Source organism: Pseudomonas sp. LBUM1649 (genome assembly GCF_059716155.1).
This window is the reverse complement of sequence record NZ_CP166807.1, coordinates 4,665,009-4,682,514: the sequence shown is the minus strand read 5'-3', so window position 1 is coordinate 4,682,514 and position 17,506 is coordinate 4,665,009. Positions and strand designations below refer to the sequence as shown.

The 17,506-nt window shown below is 59.4% G+C and carries 12 protein-coding genes and 3 pseudogenes; 10 read left to right on the top strand and 5 right to left on the bottom strand.

Annotated elements, in window-relative coordinates:
• Window positions 1-169: 169 nt before the first annotated feature.
• The 4 genes and pseudogenes from mgtA to ACA058_RS21700 all read left to right on the top strand — a co-directional run.
• Window positions 170-2,509, top strand: a pseudogene (gene mgtA, locus ACA058_RS21715) (magnesium-translocating P-type ATPase); the annotation flags it as partial.
• 118 nt (window positions 2,510-2,627) lie between these two features.
• The gene (locus ACA058_RS21710; RefSeq protein WP_497635837.1) at window positions 2,628-3,041 is read left to right on the top strand and encodes a response regulator; all 414 of its coding nucleotides are present in this window, start codon (window positions 2,628-2,630) and stop codon (window positions 3,039-3,041) included.
• Window positions 3,042-3,152: 111 nt separating this feature from the next.
• The gene (locus tag ACA058_RS21705) at window positions 3,153-3,779 is read left to right on the top strand and encodes a response regulator (RefSeq protein WP_497635836.1); all 627 of its coding nucleotides are present in this window, start codon (window positions 3,153-3,155) and stop codon (window positions 3,777-3,779) included.
• Window positions 3,780-7,016: a transporter substrate-binding domain-containing protein gene (locus ACA058_RS21700; protein ID WP_497635835.1), complete on the top strand. Its 3,237-nt coding sequence runs from the start codon at window positions 3,780-3,782 to the stop codon at window positions 7,014-7,016.
• On the opposite strand, the pseudogene dkgB reads toward ACA058_RS21700, so the two are convergent.
• The 3 genes and pseudogenes from dkgB to ACA058_RS21685 all read right to left on the bottom strand — a co-directional run.
• Window positions 7,013-7,173: pseudogene (gene dkgB, locus ACA058_RS21695) on the bottom strand (2,5-didehydrogluconate reductase DkgB); the annotation flags it as partial. The gene ACA058_RS21700 and the pseudogene dkgB overlap by 4 nt on opposite strands.
• Window positions 7,174-7,195: 22 nt before the next feature.
• Entirely contained in the window at window positions 7,196-7,735 is a 540-nt protein-coding gene (locus ACA058_RS21690) for a PaaI family thioesterase (RefSeq protein ID WP_497635834.1), read from the bottom strand.
• 121 nt (window positions 7,736-7,856) lie between these two features.
• Window positions 7,857-8,765 carry a LysR substrate-binding domain-containing protein gene (locus tag ACA058_RS21685; RefSeq protein WP_497635833.1) on the bottom strand — a complete coding sequence of 303 codons (909 nt, stop codon included), beginning with the start codon at window positions 8,763-8,765 and terminating at the stop codon, window positions 7,857-7,859.
• 104 nt (window positions 8,766-8,869) lie between these two features.
• Here ACA058_RS21685 and ACA058_RS21680 point away from each other — a divergent pair, with 104 nt between their 5' ends.
• The 6 genes and pseudogenes from ACA058_RS21680 (at window position 8,870) to ACA058_RS21655 (ending at window position 14,728) form a co-directional block, all read left to right on the top strand.
• Window positions 8,870-9,736: a pirin family protein gene (locus ACA058_RS21680; protein WP_497635832.1), complete on the top strand. Its 867-nt coding sequence runs from the start codon at window positions 8,870-8,872 to the stop codon at window positions 9,734-9,736.
• Window positions 9,737-9,840: 104 nt separating this feature from the next.
• Window positions 9,841-10,461: an isochorismate family cysteine hydrolase YcaC gene (gene ycaC, locus ACA058_RS21675; RefSeq protein ID WP_497635831.1), complete on the top strand. Its 621-nt coding sequence runs from the start codon at window positions 9,841-9,843 to the stop codon at window positions 10,459-10,461.
• 31 nt (window positions 10,462-10,492) lie between these two features.
• Window positions 10,493-10,585: pseudogene (locus ACA058_RS21670) on the top strand (outer membrane lipoprotein carrier protein LolA); the annotation flags it as partial.
• Between the two features lie 76 nt (window positions 10,586-10,661).
• Window positions 10,662-12,104, top strand: coding sequence for a mechanosensitive ion channel domain-containing protein (locus ACA058_RS21665; protein ID WP_497635830.1), 1,443 nt, complete (start codon window positions 10,662-10,664; stop codon window positions 12,102-12,104).
• 117 nt (window positions 12,105-12,221) lie between these two features.
• Window positions 12,222-12,662 (top strand): carboxymuconolactone decarboxylase family protein, encoded by a 441-nt coding sequence (locus ACA058_RS21660; protein ID WP_497635829.1) that lies wholly within the window; start codon window positions 12,222-12,224, stop codon window positions 12,660-12,662.
• 200 nt (window positions 12,663-12,862) lie between these two features.
• Complete coding sequence (locus tag ACA058_RS21655; protein ID WP_497635828.1) at window positions 12,863-14,728, top strand: DUF3857 domain-containing protein; 1,866 nt, start codon at window positions 12,863-12,865, stop codon at window positions 14,726-14,728.
• A gap of 44 nt (window positions 14,729-14,772) precedes the next feature.
• Here ACA058_RS21655 and ACA058_RS21650 read toward each other — a convergent pair whose 3' ends face one another.
• Window positions 14,773-16,365, bottom strand: a complete 1,593-nt coding sequence (locus tag ACA058_RS21650; protein ID WP_497635827.1) for a DHA2 family efflux MFS transporter permease subunit — start codon at window positions 16,363-16,365, stop codon at window positions 14,773-14,775.
• A complete protein-coding gene (locus ACA058_RS21645) occupies window positions 16,362-17,480 on the bottom strand; it encodes an HlyD family secretion protein (protein ID WP_497635826.1) in 1,119 nt (372 codons plus the stop codon). Before ACA058_RS21645 ends, ACA058_RS21650 begins: the two co-directional genes overlap by 4 nt.
• Window positions 17,481-17,506: the final 26 nt, after the last annotated feature.

The following is a 17,506-nucleotide window of genomic DNA, read 5'->3' as shown; positions in this document are numbered from 1 at the left end:
AACTGTGTTCGCAGGGCTAATGTGGGAGCGAGCCTGCTCGCGAAGAGGCCCTGAAGAACACCACAACGCTTGAATCCTGAACCCTCCCTGAAGAATCCTGCGATTCCCCCAACCTTCCCCAACGCTGCGTTTACTCTCCAGAAACGAGGCTGACTCTGGGGGCGCCGCCATGAACCTGACCCTGCTCAAGGAATTCTTCGCCGGATTTCTGCGCACCCGCCACATCGCCCGACACTTCCGTCGACTGGCGCTGCTGGAAAACTTCACCGACACCACGGTCAGCCGTGAGGTGCCGCCGAGCCTGGCGCAAACCCTGGTCCGCGCCGCGTCCAGTTCGAAGTCGAACATGAACAGCCGTTGCCATGGTGGATACACCTGTGGCACTGCTACAGAAACCCGTTCAACCTGCTGCTGACGTTGCTGGCGGTCATCTCCTGGCTGACCGAAGACATGAAGGCCGCCAGCGTGATTTTTTCCATGGTGGTGCTCTCGACCTTGTTGCGCTTCTGGCAGGAAAGCAAAGCCAACCAGGGCGCCGATGCGCTCCAGGCGATGGTCAGCAACACCGCGACGGTGCTGCGTCGAGACCCGGGAAACAACAGCGTCCAGCGCTTCGAATTGCCGATCAAGCAACTGGTGTCGGGGGACCTGATCCTGTTGTCGGCCGGCGACATGATCCCAGCCGATTGCCGGGTACTCGGTGCCAAGGACCTGTTCGTCAGCCAGGCGGCCATGACCGGCGAATCGATGCCAGTAGAAAAATTCCCGCGTCAGCGCAACAGCGACACCGTCAGCCCGTTGGACCTCGACAACATTCTGTTCATGGGCACCAACGTGGTGTCCGGTACGGCCATGGCGCTGATCCTCACCACCGGCAACAGCACCTATTTCGGTGCCCTGGCCCAGCGCGTTGGCGCCACCGACCGCGCACCGACCTCGTTCCAGGCCGGGGTCAACAAAGTCAGCTGGTTGTTGATCCGCTTCATGTTCGTCATGGCGCCGCTGGTGTTATTTATCAACGGCTTCACCAAGGGCGACTGGACGCAGGCACTGCTGTTCGCACTGTCGATTGCCGTCGGCCTGACCCCGGAAATGTTGCCAATGATCGTCACCTCGACCCTGGCCAAGGGCGCGGTGTTTCTGTCGCGCAAATAAAGTCATCGTCAAACGCCTGGACGCCATCCAGAACTTCGGCGCGATGGATGTGCTGTGCACCGACAAGACCGGCACCCTGACCCAGGACAAGATCTTCCTGGCACGTAGCATCGACGTCTGGGGCAATGATTGCGAGGACGTCCTGGAAATGGCTTACCTCAACAGCTACTACCAGACCGGCCTGAAAAACCTGCTGGATGTGGCGGTGCTCGAACACTTGGAAATTCACCGGCAACTGAAGGTCGGCACGGCGTTTCGCAAGGTCGACGAAATCCCGTTCGACTTCACCCGACGGCGCATGTCGGTGGTGGTCGGCGTGGGTGATCAACCGCATCTGCTGATCTGCAAAGGCGCCGTAGAGGAAGTGCTGGCGGTCTGCACCCGGGTGCGCCAAGGCGTGGTGGATGAAGGGCTGAGCGAAGCGCTGCTGGTGCGGATTCGTCAAGTCACCGCGGCGTTCAATGGCGAAGGGCTGCGGGTTGTCGCGGTGGCGGCACGGCCGATGCCCGAGGGGCGCGACAGCTACAGCCTCGCTGATGAACAGGCGCTGACGCTGATCGGTTACGTGGCTTTCCTTGATCCGCCGAAAGATAGCACGGCACCGGCGCTCCAGGCACTGGCGGCCCATGGCGTGGCGGTGAAAGTGCTCACCGGCGATAACGAACTGGTGACGGCCAAGATCTGCCGCGAAGTCGGCCTGGAGCAACAAAGCCTGCTGCTGGGCAACGACGTCGAACGCATGAGTGACGCCGAACTGGCGGTAGCTGTGGAGCGCACGAACGTCTTCGCCAGACTGACGCCGTCGCACAAGGAGCGCATCGTCCGCCTGCTCAAGGGCAATGGCCATGTGGTCGGGTTCATGGGCGACGGCATCAACGACGCTGCGGCCCTGCGCACCGCCGATATCGGGATTTCCGTGGACAGTGCCGTGGACATCGCCAAGGAAGCGGCAGACATCATCCTCCTGGAAAAAAGCCTGATGGTGCTGGAGGAGGGCGTGCTGGAGGGGCGGCGGACCTTCGCCAACATGTTCAAGTATATCAAGATGACCGCCAGTTCCAACTTCGGCAATGTTTTCTCGGTGCTGGTGGCCAGCGCGTTCATTCCATTCCTGCCGATGCTACCGATGCACCTGCTAGTGCAGAACCTGCTCTATGACATTTCGCAGACCGCCATTGCGTTCGATAACGTCGACGAGCAAATACTCAGGCAACCGCAGCGCTGGCAGCCGGCGGATGTCGGTCGGTTCATGCTGTTTTTCGGGCCGATCAGCTCGATCTTCGACATCACCACGTTTGCGCTGATGTGGTACGTGTTCGCCGCCAGTACTCCGGATCGTCAGACTTTCCTACGCAGGCGTGGGAAATGATCCGCGTCAGACTTAGCAGGCGGTATTTCGGATTTTTCCTACAGAATGCGCGATGGGTCTTCCGTAGCCTTGCAGCCTCATCAAACTGACCCGGGGGGCCACGTTGCCCAGCAAGTCCTTACGCATCCTGATCGCCGACGAACAACACTTCAACCGGATGAAAATCGAGCGGTTGTTCAACCAGCTCGATTACTTCCGGGTGGCGCCGGTGCAAAGCCTCGAGGAGCTTCTGAACCTGGTCGAGTATGGCTGCGAGCCATTTGATCTGCTGGTCATCAATGCTGGCCTGGCGCACGGCAAGTTGGACCTGCTGGATTTCTGTCTCGACAACGGGCAGCTGGCGCACGCGCTGATCTTCGATGGCCAGAGGGCGCAGCTCCCCGCCATTGCGGCCTGTGAGCGGCACAAGGTGCAGGTGAGCCACGCTTTGCTGCCGGACCTGGCGACGATCCAGCGGTTGATGGCGATCATCGATCGACCACGACCGTTCGTCGGGACTGTCATTTCTGTCAGGTAGTTCAATCGGGTTTTACGTGCAAGAGTCTATGCGCAGCTACTGTGTCCAGTCCGGGTCCTTGCCCATGGACCGTCAGTGTCCGAATGTCGTGTTTATGCATAGGGAGTTGCCATGAAGTCAGCGTTGGTTGTGGACGACCATCCGGTGATTCGCGGTGCAGTCAAAATCGTACTCAAGCTGGAGGGATACAAACGCATCCACGAAGCGGCCTGCGGTAACGAAGTCTTGCCGATGATCCGCGAGCATAAACCTGAATTGGTGGTGCTGGATCTCAACCTGCCGTCGATCGACGGCCTGGGTGTACTGGCGCGGATCCAGATGGACGAGGTGCACTGCCGGGTGGTGGTGTTCACGGCCCAGGAACCGGCTTTTTTCCAGGATCGTTGCATGCGCGCCGGTGCACTGGCCTACGTCGCCAAGACTAACGATCTGCAGCATTTGCACAAAGCCGTGCACGCCGTGATGGCCGGCTACACCTATTTCACCCGGTTGCCCTCGAGCTCGGTGTCCGTGAGCCAGGTGCAACGCAGTGAAAAACAAATGATTGAGAGGCTTTCGGACCGCGAGTTGTCCATTTTCCAGTATCTGGCCCGGGGCACGAGCAACAAGGCTATCGCCGAAATCATGCACCTGAGCCACAAGACAGTCAGTACCTACAAAACCCGTTTGACTGAAAAACTCAACGTGGAGTCGTCGGTGCATCTGAGGGATCTTGCCATGCGTCATCATTTGATCTGAATGAACACTATTCGATACCTGCTGTTGGCTCTTTGCCTGGGGGTATCGAGTGTCTTTGCGCAGCCGCAAACATTGACGTTGCTGGGCCGTTCCAGCGTGGAAGGCCATGTGCTGCAGTTGTCGGCAGCCGATTCGCGCTGGTTGCAGCAAAAAGCCCGTTTGGTGCTCGCCGTTTCAGCCCCGGATTATCCGCCTTTCGACATCACCACCGATCACGCGCTGGAGGGGGTGACAGCCGACTACGCCGATCTGCTCCGGCAGCTGCTGCAGGTGGAGATCGAAGTCCGGCGCTATTCATCCCGCGAAGACGCCGTTCGAGCCGTCAAGCAAGGGGCGGCAGACCTGCTGGGAACGTCCAACAGCTACGAGTCCCAAGACCGGCAATTACAAATGTCCCGCGCCTATGCGGTGGATCAGCCGGTATTGGTGACCCGCATTGATTCACCACAGGTACTGGACCCGACACTGGCCGGCAAGCGTCTGGCAACGCTCTACCACTACTTGCCTGAACAAAGCGTGCAGCGGTTTTATCCCAAAGCCCAGGTTCAGCTTTTCCCCTCGACATTGGCAGCGGTCGGCGCGGTCGCCTTTGGCCAGGCGGATGTCTACCTGGGCGATGCGATCAGCGCCCATTACCTGATCAGCAAAAACTACCTGAACAACGTTCAGCTGGCTGACTTCTCGCCCATGGAATCGGGGCGCTTCGCCTTTGCCATGGCCCGCGACAACCCGGCGCTGCTGCGCATTGTCAACAAGGCCCTGACGGCGATAACAGCTAATGAACAGATGAACATCCTGCGACGCTGGGGAGCGAGCGGGGTGTCCATGCCGGGCACGCAGTCACTGCAATTGAGTGTGGCCGAGCAGGATTGGCTCGACCGGCACCCGCGCGTGAGTGTGGCGATCAACGAGAACATCCCGCCGATCACGTTCATGGACAGTGAAGGCAAGTTTCGCGGCATCGGTGTCGATGTGTTGGCGAAAATCAGCCTGCGCACCGGCTTGCAATTCGACATCCGGGCCATGCGGTCAGTGGCCGAGATGCTGCAGGCGATCAAGAGCGGCCAGGTCGATGTGCTGGCCGGTATCGGCCTGAGTTCCCGGCGTGAGGAAGACTTGCTGTTTACCCGGGCGTTTCTGACCAGCCCTTCCGTGCTGGTGACGCGCCTGGCGCCGGACAGCCCCAGGACCCTGGATGATCTGGCCGGAAAAACCCTGGCGCTGACCCAGGGCAATATCGCTGGCGAGTTCATTCGCCAACACTTCCCGTTGATCCGTTGTGTGGATGCGCCACTGTCGGCCGATGCCATGGAAATGGTCGCCCAAGGCAAGGCACAGGGTGGCATCAACTCATTGATCAGCGCCCGTTACCTGATATCCCGGCAGTACCGTGATCGCCTCCAGGTCACCAGCACGGTGGGCACCGATCCCGCGCGCAGTACCCTGGCGACCGGTCGCGACGCCACCGAGTTGCATTCGATCCTGGACAAGGCCTTGCTCAGTATCCCCCCGGAAGAAATCGACGAGCTGATAATGCCTTGGCGAAATGACCTGATGGTGGAGCAGAGCTATTGGCTGCGTCATCGCCAGAGCATTTTCCAGGCGTTCGCGGCCGCCGGCGCCTTGCTCTTGCTCGCCCTGGCCTGGATCGCCTGGCAGCGCCGGCAGATCCGCCAGCGCCAGCAATGGCTTGCCCGATTGCAGGAAGCCAAGGATGCCGCCGACGATGCCAACCGGGCCAAGACCACGTTCCTGGCGACCATGAGCCATGAGATCCGCACGCCGATGAATGCCCTGATCGGCATGCTTGAACTGGCGCTGAAAAGCGCCGATGAGGGCGTTACCGACCGCGCGGCCATCGAGGTGGCGTCAAATGCCGGGCAACAGTTGCTGGCCCTGATCGGCGACATACTGGACATTGCCCGTATCGAGTCCGGGCATTTGTCGCTGACACCGGAGCGGGCCAATCTGCAGGCGCTGGTGGTGTCGGTGTGCCGGGTCTTCGAAGGCCTGGCTCGGCAGAAGAACCTGCAGTGGCGGATCGACCTGGACGAACACAGCGACCGCGATGTGTTGATCGACCCCACGCGTTTCAAGCAGGTGCTGTCCAATCTGCTGAGCAATGCCATCAAGTTCACCCACAAAGGCGAGGTCAGCCTGAGGTTGCGGGTCGTGCCCGCGTCGCCGGACCGTGTCGCGGTCAGTGTGTGTATCGAGGACAGCGGCAGCGGTATCAGCGCCTTTGACCAGCAACGCCTGTTCAGCCCGTTCGTGCAGGCCGGGAACCGTCAGGCATCAGACCGACAGGGCTCCGGCCTGGGGCTGGTGATCAGCCGCACGCTGTGCGAAATGATGGGCGGGCGGTTGCAACTCGCCAGTGTCCTGGGGCGCGGCACCCGGTTGGACATCAGCCTTGAACTGGTGGCATTGCAGACGTTGGCCGCCACTGAAATGGCGCCGAGCGAATCGCCGGCAAGGACCCGGCCGCTGACGATTCTGGTGGTGGACGATTACCCGGCCAATCGGTTGCTGCTTTCGCGGCAACTGAGTTACCTCGGGCACCAGGTTCTGCTCGCAGAGGATGGCCAGCAAGGTTTCGAGCAATGGCGCGAACACGTCTGCGATCTGGTCGTCACCGACTGCAACATGCCGGTGGTCAGCGGTTATGAACTGGCGGGTGCGATCCGCGATGAGGAGCGCTTCCAGGTGGGGTCGCCGACGGTGATTCTGGGCTTCACCGCCAGCGCGCAACCTGAGGAGAAAATTCGTTGTATTGAAGCGGGCATGGACGATTGTCTGTTCAAACCCATTCGATTGGTCGACCTGAGCGCATGGTTGGCCAGCAGATTTTCCAGCGAATCGGCAGGCGTGCCCGAAGCGCCTTCCAGCACCGAAATCGATTTAAGCGGGTTGCAACACTACACGGGGGCCGACAGTGAACTGATCGTTCAACTGCTGCAAGATCTGGCCGTGACCAACCGCGATGATCGCGAACGTCTGCTGCAAGAACATGCCATGGGTAATTACCACGGCTTGAAGGACCTGGCGCACCGCATCAAGGGTGGGGCGCAAATGGTCCGGGCGCAGGCTCTGGTGGCGTGTTGCGAACGACTGGAGCGTGCCTGTGGCGAGGGCGATGCCTCACTGATCGACGCAGCCGTCGATCAGTTGCACCAAGCCATGACGCGCCTGGACCACAGTCTTGAACAGGGCTGGGGCTTGAACCCGGCTGTTTAATCCCAGACCGGCGCAAGGCCCTTGGGGCTGGTCAGGCGATGGCCGCGATCCAGGCTGGCGATCGATGCATGTCGGCATCACTCAACGTGATGGCGCTGGCCTTGAGGTTGCCGGCGAGGTTGGTGCGTTTGGTCGACGAAGGAATCACCCAGCTGCCGCAGGCTGCGATCTTTTGCTTTTTACCCCCGAGCCTCAAGAATCATGCAAGTCGTCGACCCCGTCGCATACAAGCGCCCATCCACATCATAAATCCGCCCCTCGGCCAACGCCGTCGAGCGCCCCAGATGCACAATCTTGCCCTCGGCCCGCACCGGTCCGTTGGCGCTATTCAACGCGCGGACATAACTGATACGCAGATCCAGCGTCGTATAACCCTGGCCTTTTTTCAGTTGCGTATGGATCGCGCAACCCATGCACGAATCCAGCAGGGTTGCGGCATAGCCGCCGTGTACGGTGCCCAGCGGATTGTAATGCCGCGAATCCGGTGTGCCCTGAAAGACGAACAGCCCGGCGGACCATTCGATCGGGATGAAGTCCATCAGCGTGCCAATGGGCGGCGAGGGCAGTTCGCCGTTGCCGATGCCCTCGAAAAACTCGGTGGGAGACAGCGCGCTGACTTCGGCCAGGGACAAGCTGCCAGGCCCGGCCAGACGGGCGCGCATGGCCTGTTCCTGAGCGATCCATTGGGCGAGCGTGGCTTCGCGGTTTGGGCTTTGCATGATCATGACCTCGGATAGTGTGAATATTATGGTTGTAATCCAGGTCAATATTATGTCCGAAATAAAATCCCCGCCACCCCTCAATCAGCTCGTCGCTTCCAGCTAAAGCTTGCCGCTGCGCCTAAGCTATATCGGCGTGACCGAACTCCTCCCCTAGAAAGTCGATTAACGCCCGCACTGACGGCAGCAGTCCGCGACGTGACGGGAAAATTGCATGGACGATCCCGCATTTGGGTGCCCAGCCCGGCACCAACTCCACCAGTCGACCAGCGGCAATGTCGTCCCGCACCACCACGATGGGCAGGTGTGCGATGCCGACCCCCGCAAGTACGGCGTGGCGCAGTGCCAACAGGTCATCGGTGACCATTCTGGGCGTGTGCCTAATCATCGCGCTGGCGCCGTCGGCGCCGAACAACTCCCACTGATACTCACGCTGCCCGCCGCCCCAGTGCAGGCTGGGCAGGCCACTCAGATCAGCGGGAGAGGGCGGTGAAGACAGACGTTCGGCGAACGCCGGGCTACCCACCACGCACTGGGTACTGTTACCCAGCACCTTCATCACCATGTCGGTGTTTTCCAGCGGCGGAAAACGCACGCGCAGGGCGATGTCGAAACCCTCGTGGATCAAGTCGACTCGGCGGTTGGTGCTCTCGATGAACAACTCCACCAGCGGATATTTGAGCATGTAGCGGGTCAGCATCGGCCCGACCCAGGAGTTCAGTAACGCCGTCGGGCAACTGATACGCACCAGGCCCTGGGGTTCGGAGCGGTTACGTTCGATCAGTTCGGCGGCGCTTTCCGCCTCTACCCGCATCGCCAGGCAGCGCTGGTAATAAGCCTGGCCGATTTCAGTCAGCGAACAATGGCGACTGCTGCGATGCAGCAATCGTACACCGAGGCGTTCTTCAAGTTCGGCAATACGTCGGCTTAACTTGGACTTGGGCATGTCCAGGGCCCGCCCGGCGGCTGCGAAACCCTGATGTTCCACCACTTGGGTGAAGTAGTAGAGGGTGTTGAGGTCTTCCACCATCGTTCTCCAGATAGAACGCTAAAGCTGATTTTTGCAGTCTAGCGCAGTAAAGGTCGCGGTTTTAAGCTCTGTCCATGGCTTCACCCACCTCATCAGGAGACACCATGAAAAACATCATCGGTATCTACACCAGCCCACGGACCCATTGGGTCGGCGACGGGTTCCCGGTGCGCACACTGTTTTCCTACGACAACCTGGGCAAACACATCAGCCCGTTTTTGCTGCTGGATCACGCCGGCCCCGCTGAATTCACCCCGACCACCGAGCGACGGGGTGTGGGTCAGCATCCGCACCGTGGGTTCGAAACCGTGACTATTGTTTACAAGGGCGAACTGGAACACCGCGACTCCACCGGCAGTGGCGGAAAGATCGGCCCCGGCGACGTGCAATGGATGACCGCGGCTTCGGGGATTCTCCATGAAGAGTTTCACTCCGAAGGCTTCGCCAAAAGCGGCGGCACTCTGGAAATGGTCCAGTTGTGGGTCAACTTGCCGGCCAAGGACAAAATGGCCGACGCCGGTTACCAGACCATTCTCGACAGCGACATCCCCAGCATCGCCTTGAAGAACGACGCGGGCAGCCTGCGCTTGATCGCCGGTGAATTCGATGGTCACAGCGGACCGGCGCGCACCTTTACCCCGGTTGATGTCTGGGACATCCGCCTGAAGGCCGGCAAGTTGCTCACGCTTGATCTGCATGAAGGGCGCAACACTGCGCTGGTGGTGTTGCGTGGCTCGGTTCAAGTCAATGGCCTGGAGCCGGTGCGCGAAGGGCAGTTGGCCCTGTTCGAACGCAATGGCAACCAGCTGAGCCTGGAAGCCAGCAACGACGCGGTGGTGCTGTTGCTTAGCGGCGAGCCGATTGACGAACCGATCGTTGGGCACGGTCCGTTCGTGATGAACACCGAGCAAGAAATTCACCAGGCGTTCACCGACTTCCAGTCCGGCCACTTCGGCCAGATGCACGGCTGACTTAATCGTTGTAACGCTGTGGCGTGCCAGGCTTGGGTGACTACGCTTGTCTGGCCGCGTATTGGCGACACCCAGTTTTACCCCAACCCCCGAGGACTACTGCAATGACTACTTCTTACAAGCGTCTCGACAAGGACAACGCCGCCGTTCTGTTGGTGGATCATCAGGCAGGCCTGCTGTCACTGGTGCGCGACATCGACCCGGACCGGTTCAAGAACAACGTGCTGGCCCTGGCCGACCTGGCCAAGTACTTCAAGCTGCCGACCATTCTCACCACCAGTTTCGAAACAGGCCCCAACGGCCCACTGGTGCCCGAGCTCAAGGCGATGTTTGCGGATGCTCCGTACATCGCTCGCCCTGGTCAGATCAACGCCTGGGACAACGAAGATTTCGTCAAGGCGATCAAGGCCACCGGCAAGAAGCAATTGATCATTGCCGGCGTGGTCACTGAAGTGTGCGTGGCGTTCCCGGCGCTGTCGGCCCTGGCCGAAGGCTTTGACGTATTCGTGGTGACTGACGCATCCGGCACCTTCAACGAACTGACCCGTCAATCCGCCTGGGATCGCATGTCATCTTCCGGTGCGCAATTGATGACCTGGTTCGGCCTGGCCTGTGAGCTGCACCGCGACTGGCGCAACGACGTCGAAGGCCTGGGCACGCTGTTTTCCAACCACATCCCGGACTACCGCAACCTGATGACCAGCTACAGCACCCTGACCAAGTAACCAGGAAGAATCGCCCCCTGTAGGAGCGAGCATGCTCGCGATGGAGGTCAACGATGACGCGGGGAGCCTGACGCCCCGTGGTGCTCTCAGGTTTTTCGCGAGCATGCTCGCTCCTACAGTGTTCTGAAAGCATCAATTGCTCCTACACTCTGGCCAATGTGTGCGATCTTCTGCACATTGTCCCGCGCCGGAGCTGCTCGATGCTGTCCCTACTTGCCGAACACCCGCTGATTTGCGCCTTGGTCCTGATCCTGACCGATCTGGTGTTGTGGCGCTTGATCGGTACCCGGGGCCACAACGTGAAACTGCTGGTGCGGGTGGTGATTTTCTCGCTGTTCAGCCTGGTGCTGTTCAACGAAGGCATGAACCCGCTGGAACCTGCGCCCTGGGTCGACAACGTGCCGTTGCATCTGGCGGCCACCGGGTTGCAGATCGGCTGGTGGCTGTTCGCTGCGCGCACCCTGACCGTGCTGATCGGTGCGGGAATGATGCAGCGGGTGGGACACACCGGGCGACTGCTGCAGGACCTGCTGGGTGCCGTGATTTTCCTGGTCGCGGTCATCGCAGCCCTGGCTTACGTGCTCAATCTGCCGGTCAAAGGCGTACTGGCCACGTCCGGCGCCTTGGCGATCATCGTCGGCCTGGCCTTGCAAAGCACCCTCAGCGACGTATTTTCCGGGATCGTCCTGAACACCACCAAACCCTATCAACTGGATGACTGGATCGCCATCGACGGCACCGAAGGCCGGGTCATCGATATCGATTGGCGGGCCACGCGGTTGCAGACCTCCCAGGGCAGCATGATCGTGATTCCCAACTCGCTGGCGGGCAAGGCCAAGATCACCAACTTCAGCCGACCCAGCGATATGTTCGGCGTTTCGATCAGCCTGCAGGTCAGCCCCCATGTCCGTCCGCAGGCCGTGATCGATGCCCTTGAGCGAGCGATGCAGGGCTGCCGAACCTTGTTGACTTCACCTGGCGCCAAAGTAGCGCTCAAAAGCTCCAGCGCTGCCGGCAACGAATATGAAATCAGCGGGTTTGTCGCCTCGATGAGCGAAAAGCGCTCGGTACGCAATCAACTGTTTGACCTGGCGTACCGGCATTTGCGGGCATCCGGGGTGAATTTGCTGTCGAGCGTCGAACCTAACCCGTCGAGCGACCTCACACGGCCACGGGCGCTGCTCGATAGCTCGCCGCTGTTCTCCACCCTGCGCCACGATGAGAAAGAAACCTTCAGCCAGAACATGTCCCTGCAAACCTTCCGCACCGGCGAGACGATACTGGATGCGGGGGAGGTCAGCGATCACTTGTTCATCATCGAGTCCGGGGTGGTTTCGGTCACGCTGAACCGTCACGGTACGCCAATCGAATCCGGACGCATGGGGCCGGGGGAGGTGATCGGCGAGGCCGGTATCCTGACCGAGAGCTCGTTGCCCGCCCAATTCGCCGCGAAAACCCCTTGCACGCTTTATCGCATCGAAAAGCAGTACCTCAAGCCCTGCCTGGATGCCCGCCAGGACATCAACGATGCGATGAAAACCCTGTTGGATTTCCGCCTGAACAAGGCACAGTCGTTGATCGCGGATGTACCCGTCGTTGTGCAGAAGAAAGGGTTTTTGCAGTGGTTGCGCAGTCGGGTGTGAGGGGGGATGGCCGCTGCGCAGGTCATTGGCCTCCTGGACTTCTGCCGGATTGGCTATTTGTGTGCGCCGCCCCGGGGGCTAACTTAGTGACACACCCACTTGCCCAGAAGCATGCCAATGCAACCGCGTATCGATTTCTACACCGCTTCCCCTGACGCCCTCAAAGCCATGATTGCCCTGGAAACCGCCGTTTCCAAACTGCCGCTGGAAAAGACCCTGATCGAACTGGTCAAGCTGCGCTCTTCGCAAATCAACGGCTGCGCCTTCTGCATCGACATGCACACCGCCGACGCGATCAAGGGCGGCGAAACCCCGCGTCGCCTGTTCGCCTTGACGGCCTGGCGCGAGGCGCCATTCTTCACCGAGCGCGAACGCGCTGCACTGCTCTGGACCGAATCGCTGACCCAACTCAGCCTGACCCACGCCCCGGACGAAGACTACGAAGTGGTCAGCGCCCAGTTCACGCCCAAGGAAATGGTCGACCTGACCGTTGCGATCAACACCATCAACGGCTGGAACCGTCTGGCGGTGGGCTTTCGCAAGACGCCACAGGCCTGATCTTGAGCACGGGTGCCGAGCGTCAATGCGCATCGGCACTCGGCGCAGTGATGCTGAAGCAATTGGCGATCATCTGAGGACGTTTCTGTAGGACGTTGTAAGAGTGTTCTGAATCTTCTTTTAGCGCCGGACAGGCGCACTAAATGATGTAATGCCGCTGTATATTGCGAACACATCTCACTTATACGGTGTGTTCATGTATGCGAATCCCAGTATTCCTTTCTTTGCGAGTATTTCGCTTCATTGTCTGCTGTCTCATGGTGGTATTGAATACAGCATTCGCCACCGTAGATGGCAATGACACCTCGATCACAATCGAAAAAGATATTCGACATCATGTCATCAACGCAGACGGTAGCTTTATAGCCACCAACGACCTCGTGATATTGATTAACGAAGAACGTGCCGTTAACGTTTATGCACAACGTTACTTGAGCTATAACCGCACGCTTGAAAGTCTGGAGGTCGTTGAGGCCTTCACGCAAAAGCCGGATGGTCGAAAAGTGTTGGTCAGGCCAGACCAGATCAAAGAGCAACAAGAGCGCGAATCATCGGACGCGCCAATGTTCCAGGACAGTCTCGTCAAGGTTGTCATCTTTCCTGAAGTCGCTGTTGGCGATCGCCTGATTATCCAATTCAAAACGTACCGCAACACTGCGTTGTTCCCGCAGCACTTCGAATCCTTATCACATCCGGCGTTTCATCCTACCGAGCAATACACGCTTGTTTATGACTTGCCGCAAAGCATACCGTTGTATGCCGATGCCCGTGGATTCAAGGCTAGCGACACTGTGGTTGCGGCGGGGCGAAAAATTTATCGTTGGGACAATATCCCGGATAAAAAAGATCGTATTGAAAATGGCTCTGTCTCCTATCAGGACTATGGCCAGTATCTGGCAGTTTCAACATTTCCTGACTTCAAGGCTTTTGCCCAGGCTTACGATGCTCGTGCGAGGGTTCATGTAACAACTGAAGTGAGCCAGTTGGCAAAAACGATAACCGCCAACCTGATTTCCCCTCGGGACAAAGCGATCGCGCTGAATGACTGGGTACGAAAAAACATCCGCTATGTGGCTGTATACGTGGGGGCGGGGGGCGTCGTTCCTCATCCTGTGGAAACGATTCTGGCCAATCGTTATGGAGATTGTAAGGATCACGTGGCGCTTTTGGAGGCATTGCTCGCTGCTGTGGGTATAGAAAGCACGCCGGCGCTGATCAACTCGGATAATGCCTATACCTTGCCCAAGGTTCCTACTCTTGGTGTGCTCAATCATCTAATCACGTATATCCCAAGCCTGGACCTGTTTCTGGATGCGACAGCAGAAGGCATTGCGGGCGGCTATTTGCCGATTTTTGACCTCGATAAGCCCGTAGTATTCATCAAGTCAGGCACATTTGGACGTACACCTGCCACACAAGAGGGAACGGTTCAGAGTCATACAGTGTTTCAGGTTGATGCGAGCGGTGACATAGACTTTACTCACTCATCCCGAATCATTGGTTGGGCCGCAGAGTTCAATCGTTACGCCGTTAACGCCATGAGCCCTGTTGATCGAAATCAGTTTGTGCAGAACGTTCTGGCCAGCTACGGACAGACGGGTAAAGGAAAGTTCAGTGTGGCCGATCTTGAGGCTACCGATAACGAATTATCATTGAAAATGGTCGGTCGTTCGCAGAAGCAGGTCAGCTTTCCTGGGCCTACGGGCGTTTCCACTATAAGCAGCATCGTTGGAGGTATTGCACAAAACGTTTTTTCTTTCGCAGCGGAGAGCGATCGTGTGCAGGTCTTTACCTGCATTTCGGGAGTGACTGAAGAACAGGCGCGTTTTGAGTTTTCAAAAGAGGTCAGTGTTATCGCTGTGCCTAAGTCAGTAACGTTGCGCGATGATAAATTTGAATACACCTCTAGCTATTCAACAGAGCCTGGTGCAGTCGTAGTTCGTCGCCATTTAAAGTTTTACAACCCAAGTGCATTGTGTACTCCTGATGATTTCAAAGGCATGAGTTCAGTGATTGGCTCAATGGTCAGTGATTTGAAGTCACAGATCGTCGTTCAACTTCTTTAGCTGATAAAAAGTTGAAGGGCTATCGCCTAGGCCCCGAGCATTTCTCAATGCGCATCCGCACTCGGCGCAGCCGGTGGTTGCACCTTGCGCATTAAGGGTACCATCGCTGTGGCGATGATGAAGCAGACCATGATCATCAGGAACGCGTCGCCGTAGGTTTGTGTCTGCGCTTCGCGGTAGGTCAGCAGCCAGAGCTGACGCAGGCTGGCGGTGACACCCATGTCGCCGCTCTGGCCGAGGGCGGCGAAGTTGTTGCCGACCTGGGACAGCCACTGGTTGAGCGCTTCGTTGGTGCTGTTGAGGTTCTCCGCCAACCTTGTGAAATGCAGGTTGGTGCGGTCATTGAGGATGGTCGCGCACGCGGCGATGCCGATGGCGCCGCCCAGGTTGCGCATCAGGTTGAACAACCCCGAAGCATGTTTCAGTCGTGCCGGCGCCAGGCCGCCGAGGGTCAATGTCACCGCAGGCGGCACCGCCAGTTGCTGGGCAATCCCGCGCAGTGCTTGTGGCAGCATCAATTCCTTGGCCCCCCAGTCATGGGTGATCGGGCTGAAATCCCACATCGACAAGGCAAACAGACCCAGGCCGGTCATCATGATCCAGCGCAGGTCGACGCGGTTGGCCAGAAAGGCGTACAGCGGAATCGCCATGATCTGGAACACGCCGGTGGAGAAAACCGCCAGACCAATGTCCAGCGCGCCATAGCCACGTACCCTGCCGAGGAACAGCGGTGTCAGGTAAATGGTCGCGAACAGGCCGATGCCCGTGACGAAGGAGAAGAAACAGCCGAGGGCGAAGTTGCGGTCTTTCAAGGCACGCAGGTCGACGATCGGGTTGGCCACGTGCAGGGTGCGGCCAATAAATGCCAGGCCGGCCAGGCCGCTGATCCACGCCGTGGTCAGGATCGTGCTGTCGCTGAACCAGTTCCAGCGCGGACCTTCTTCGAGGGTGTATTCCAGGCAGCCGAGGAACAGCGCCAGAAACACCATGCTTATATAGTCGGCGCCCTTGAGCAGCGACAGTTCCGGCTGGTCGATCTTCACCAGCATCGGCACGGCCACGGCCACAAAAATCCCCGGCACCAGGTTGATGTAGAACAGCCAGTGCCAGGACGAAATGTCGGTGATCCAGCCACCGATCACCGGCCCCAGGGTAGGGGCCAGGGACGCCACCGCGCCGATGGTTGCAGCGGCGATCACCCGTTGCTTGCCGGTGAAGAAAACGAAGGCCGTAGTGAATACCAGCGGGATCATCGAGCCGCCGAGAAACCCTTGCAGGGCGCGGAAGGCGATCATGCTCTGGATGTTCCAGGCCGCGCCGCAGAGCAGGCTGGTCAAGGTAAATCCCACGGCGGATGCGCAGAACAGCCAGCGTGTGGAAAACACCCGGGACAACCAGCCGGAGAGGGGGATCACGATGATTTCGGCTATCAGGTAACTGGTTTGCACCCAGGCGGTTTCATCGGTGCCGGCGGAGAGCCCGCCGCCGATGTCACGCAGCGACGCTGAGACGATCTGGATATCCAGCAGCGCGATGAACATGCCGATGCACATGCTGGCGAAGGCGAAGACCTTGGTCGCCGTGGCCATGTTCGCGGCATTGAACGGTAGTGCCGGGGCGGCGAGGGCGCGGCTCATGGCGCGCTGGCCACGGCTGGCGTTTCAGGCTCCTTGCGCGTGTCCACTTCGGCGGTGACCGACAGGCCGGGGCGCAGGTGGCCAAGCACGCTGTCAGCCGGGTCGAGATGGATGCGCACCGGTACCCGCTGGACGATCTTGGTGAAGTTGCCGGTGGCGTTTTCCGGTGGCAGCACGCTGAACTGTGAACCGCTGGCCGGTGCGAGGCTGTCGAGATGACCGTGGAACACCTGCCCCGAGAGCACGTCGGCGTGAATGATTACCCGCTGCCCCGGCACCATGCGTGCTAGTTGATCCTCTTTGAAATTGGCATCGACCCACAAGCCGCTGGACGGTACGACCGACAGCAGTTGCGAGCCGGCCTGGGCGTAAGCGCCAACCCGTGCCCGTCGATTACCGATCACCCCATCCACCGGCGCGCGAAGTTCGGTGTAGCCGACGTTCAACTGCGCCAGATCGCGCTCGGCACGAGCCTGAATCAGGGCAGCGCGGGCTTGTTGTTTCTGCGTGGCGATCACGTTCAACTGCCGTTGCGCCGCCAACAGCTCAGCCTGCGCGCGGTTACTTTGGGCCTGGGCGGTCTTGAAGGTGGCGTTGGCCCGTTGCGCGCTTTCCACCGAGACGGCGTTGCTGCTTACCAGTTTTTTGTAGCGTGCATCGTCATCGCGCGAACGGGCGGTTTCGGCACCGGCGGCATCGATGCCGGCGCGGGCCTGGCCGATAACGGCCTGTTGCAGTTGTTCGGTGGCGTCGAGGTTGGCGAGCAGGGCTTCTTCAGCCGCCACCGCACCGTCGGCCTTGGCCAGATTGGCGCGATAGTCGCGCGAATCGAGGCGGATAAGCACAGCGCCGGCCTTGACCTTCTGATTGTCGGTCACCAGCACTTCATCGATGTAACCCGCCACCTTCGGCCCGATCACTGTCACGTCGCCACCGATATAAGCGTCGTCGGTTTCCTCGATGAACCGGCCGCTGGTCCACCAGTGCGCAGCGTACACACCGGCCAGTACCAACGCGGCGATGCCCAGTGTCGGCAGGAGCAGGCGTTTGAGCAGAGGCTTGGGAGTGTTCACCGGGACAGCAAGGTCGGGCTCAACGGTGGGCATGCTGGTCATGGAGGATACCTGTGGGGGAAATCATT

Coding starts and splice junctions, on each gene's coding strand:
- ycaC (WP_497635831.1), top strand. CDS start 9,841: ATGACTACTTCTTACAAGCGTCTCGACAAGGACAACGCCGCCGTTCTG.
- ACA058_RS21680 (WP_497635832.1), top strand. CDS start 8,870: ATGAAAAACATCATCGGTATCTACACCAGCCCACGGACCCATTGGGTC.
- ACA058_RS21705 (WP_497635836.1), top strand. CDS start 3,153: ATGAAGTCAGCGTTGGTTGTGGACGACCATCCGGTGATTCGCGGTGCA.
- ACA058_RS21645 (WP_497635826.1), bottom strand. CDS start 17,480: ATGACCAGCATGCCCACCGTTGAGCCCGACCTTGCTGTCCCGGTGAAC.
- ACA058_RS21685 (WP_497635833.1), bottom strand. CDS start 8,765: ATGGTGGAAGACCTCAACACCCTCTACTACTTCACCCAAGTGGTGGAA.
- ACA058_RS21655 (WP_497635828.1), top strand. CDS start 12,863: ATGCGAATCCCAGTATTCCTTTCTTTGCGAGTATTTCGCTTCATTGTC.
- ACA058_RS21665 (WP_497635830.1), top strand. CDS start 10,662: ATGCTGTCCCTACTTGCCGAACACCCGCTGATTTGCGCCTTGGTCCTG.
- ACA058_RS21660 (WP_497635829.1), top strand. CDS start 12,222: ATGCAACCGCGTATCGATTTCTACACCGCTTCCCCTGACGCCCTCAAA.
- ACA058_RS21700 (WP_497635835.1), top strand. CDS start 3,780: ATGAACACTATTCGATACCTGCTGTTGGCTCTTTGCCTGGGGGTATCG.
- ACA058_RS21690 (WP_497635834.1), bottom strand. CDS start 7,735: ATGCAAAGCCCAAACCGCGAAGCCACGCTCGCCCAATGGATCGCTCAG.
- ACA058_RS21650 (WP_497635827.1), bottom strand. CDS start 16,365: ATGAGCCGCGCCCTCGCCGCCCCGGCACTACCGTTCAATGCCGCGAAC.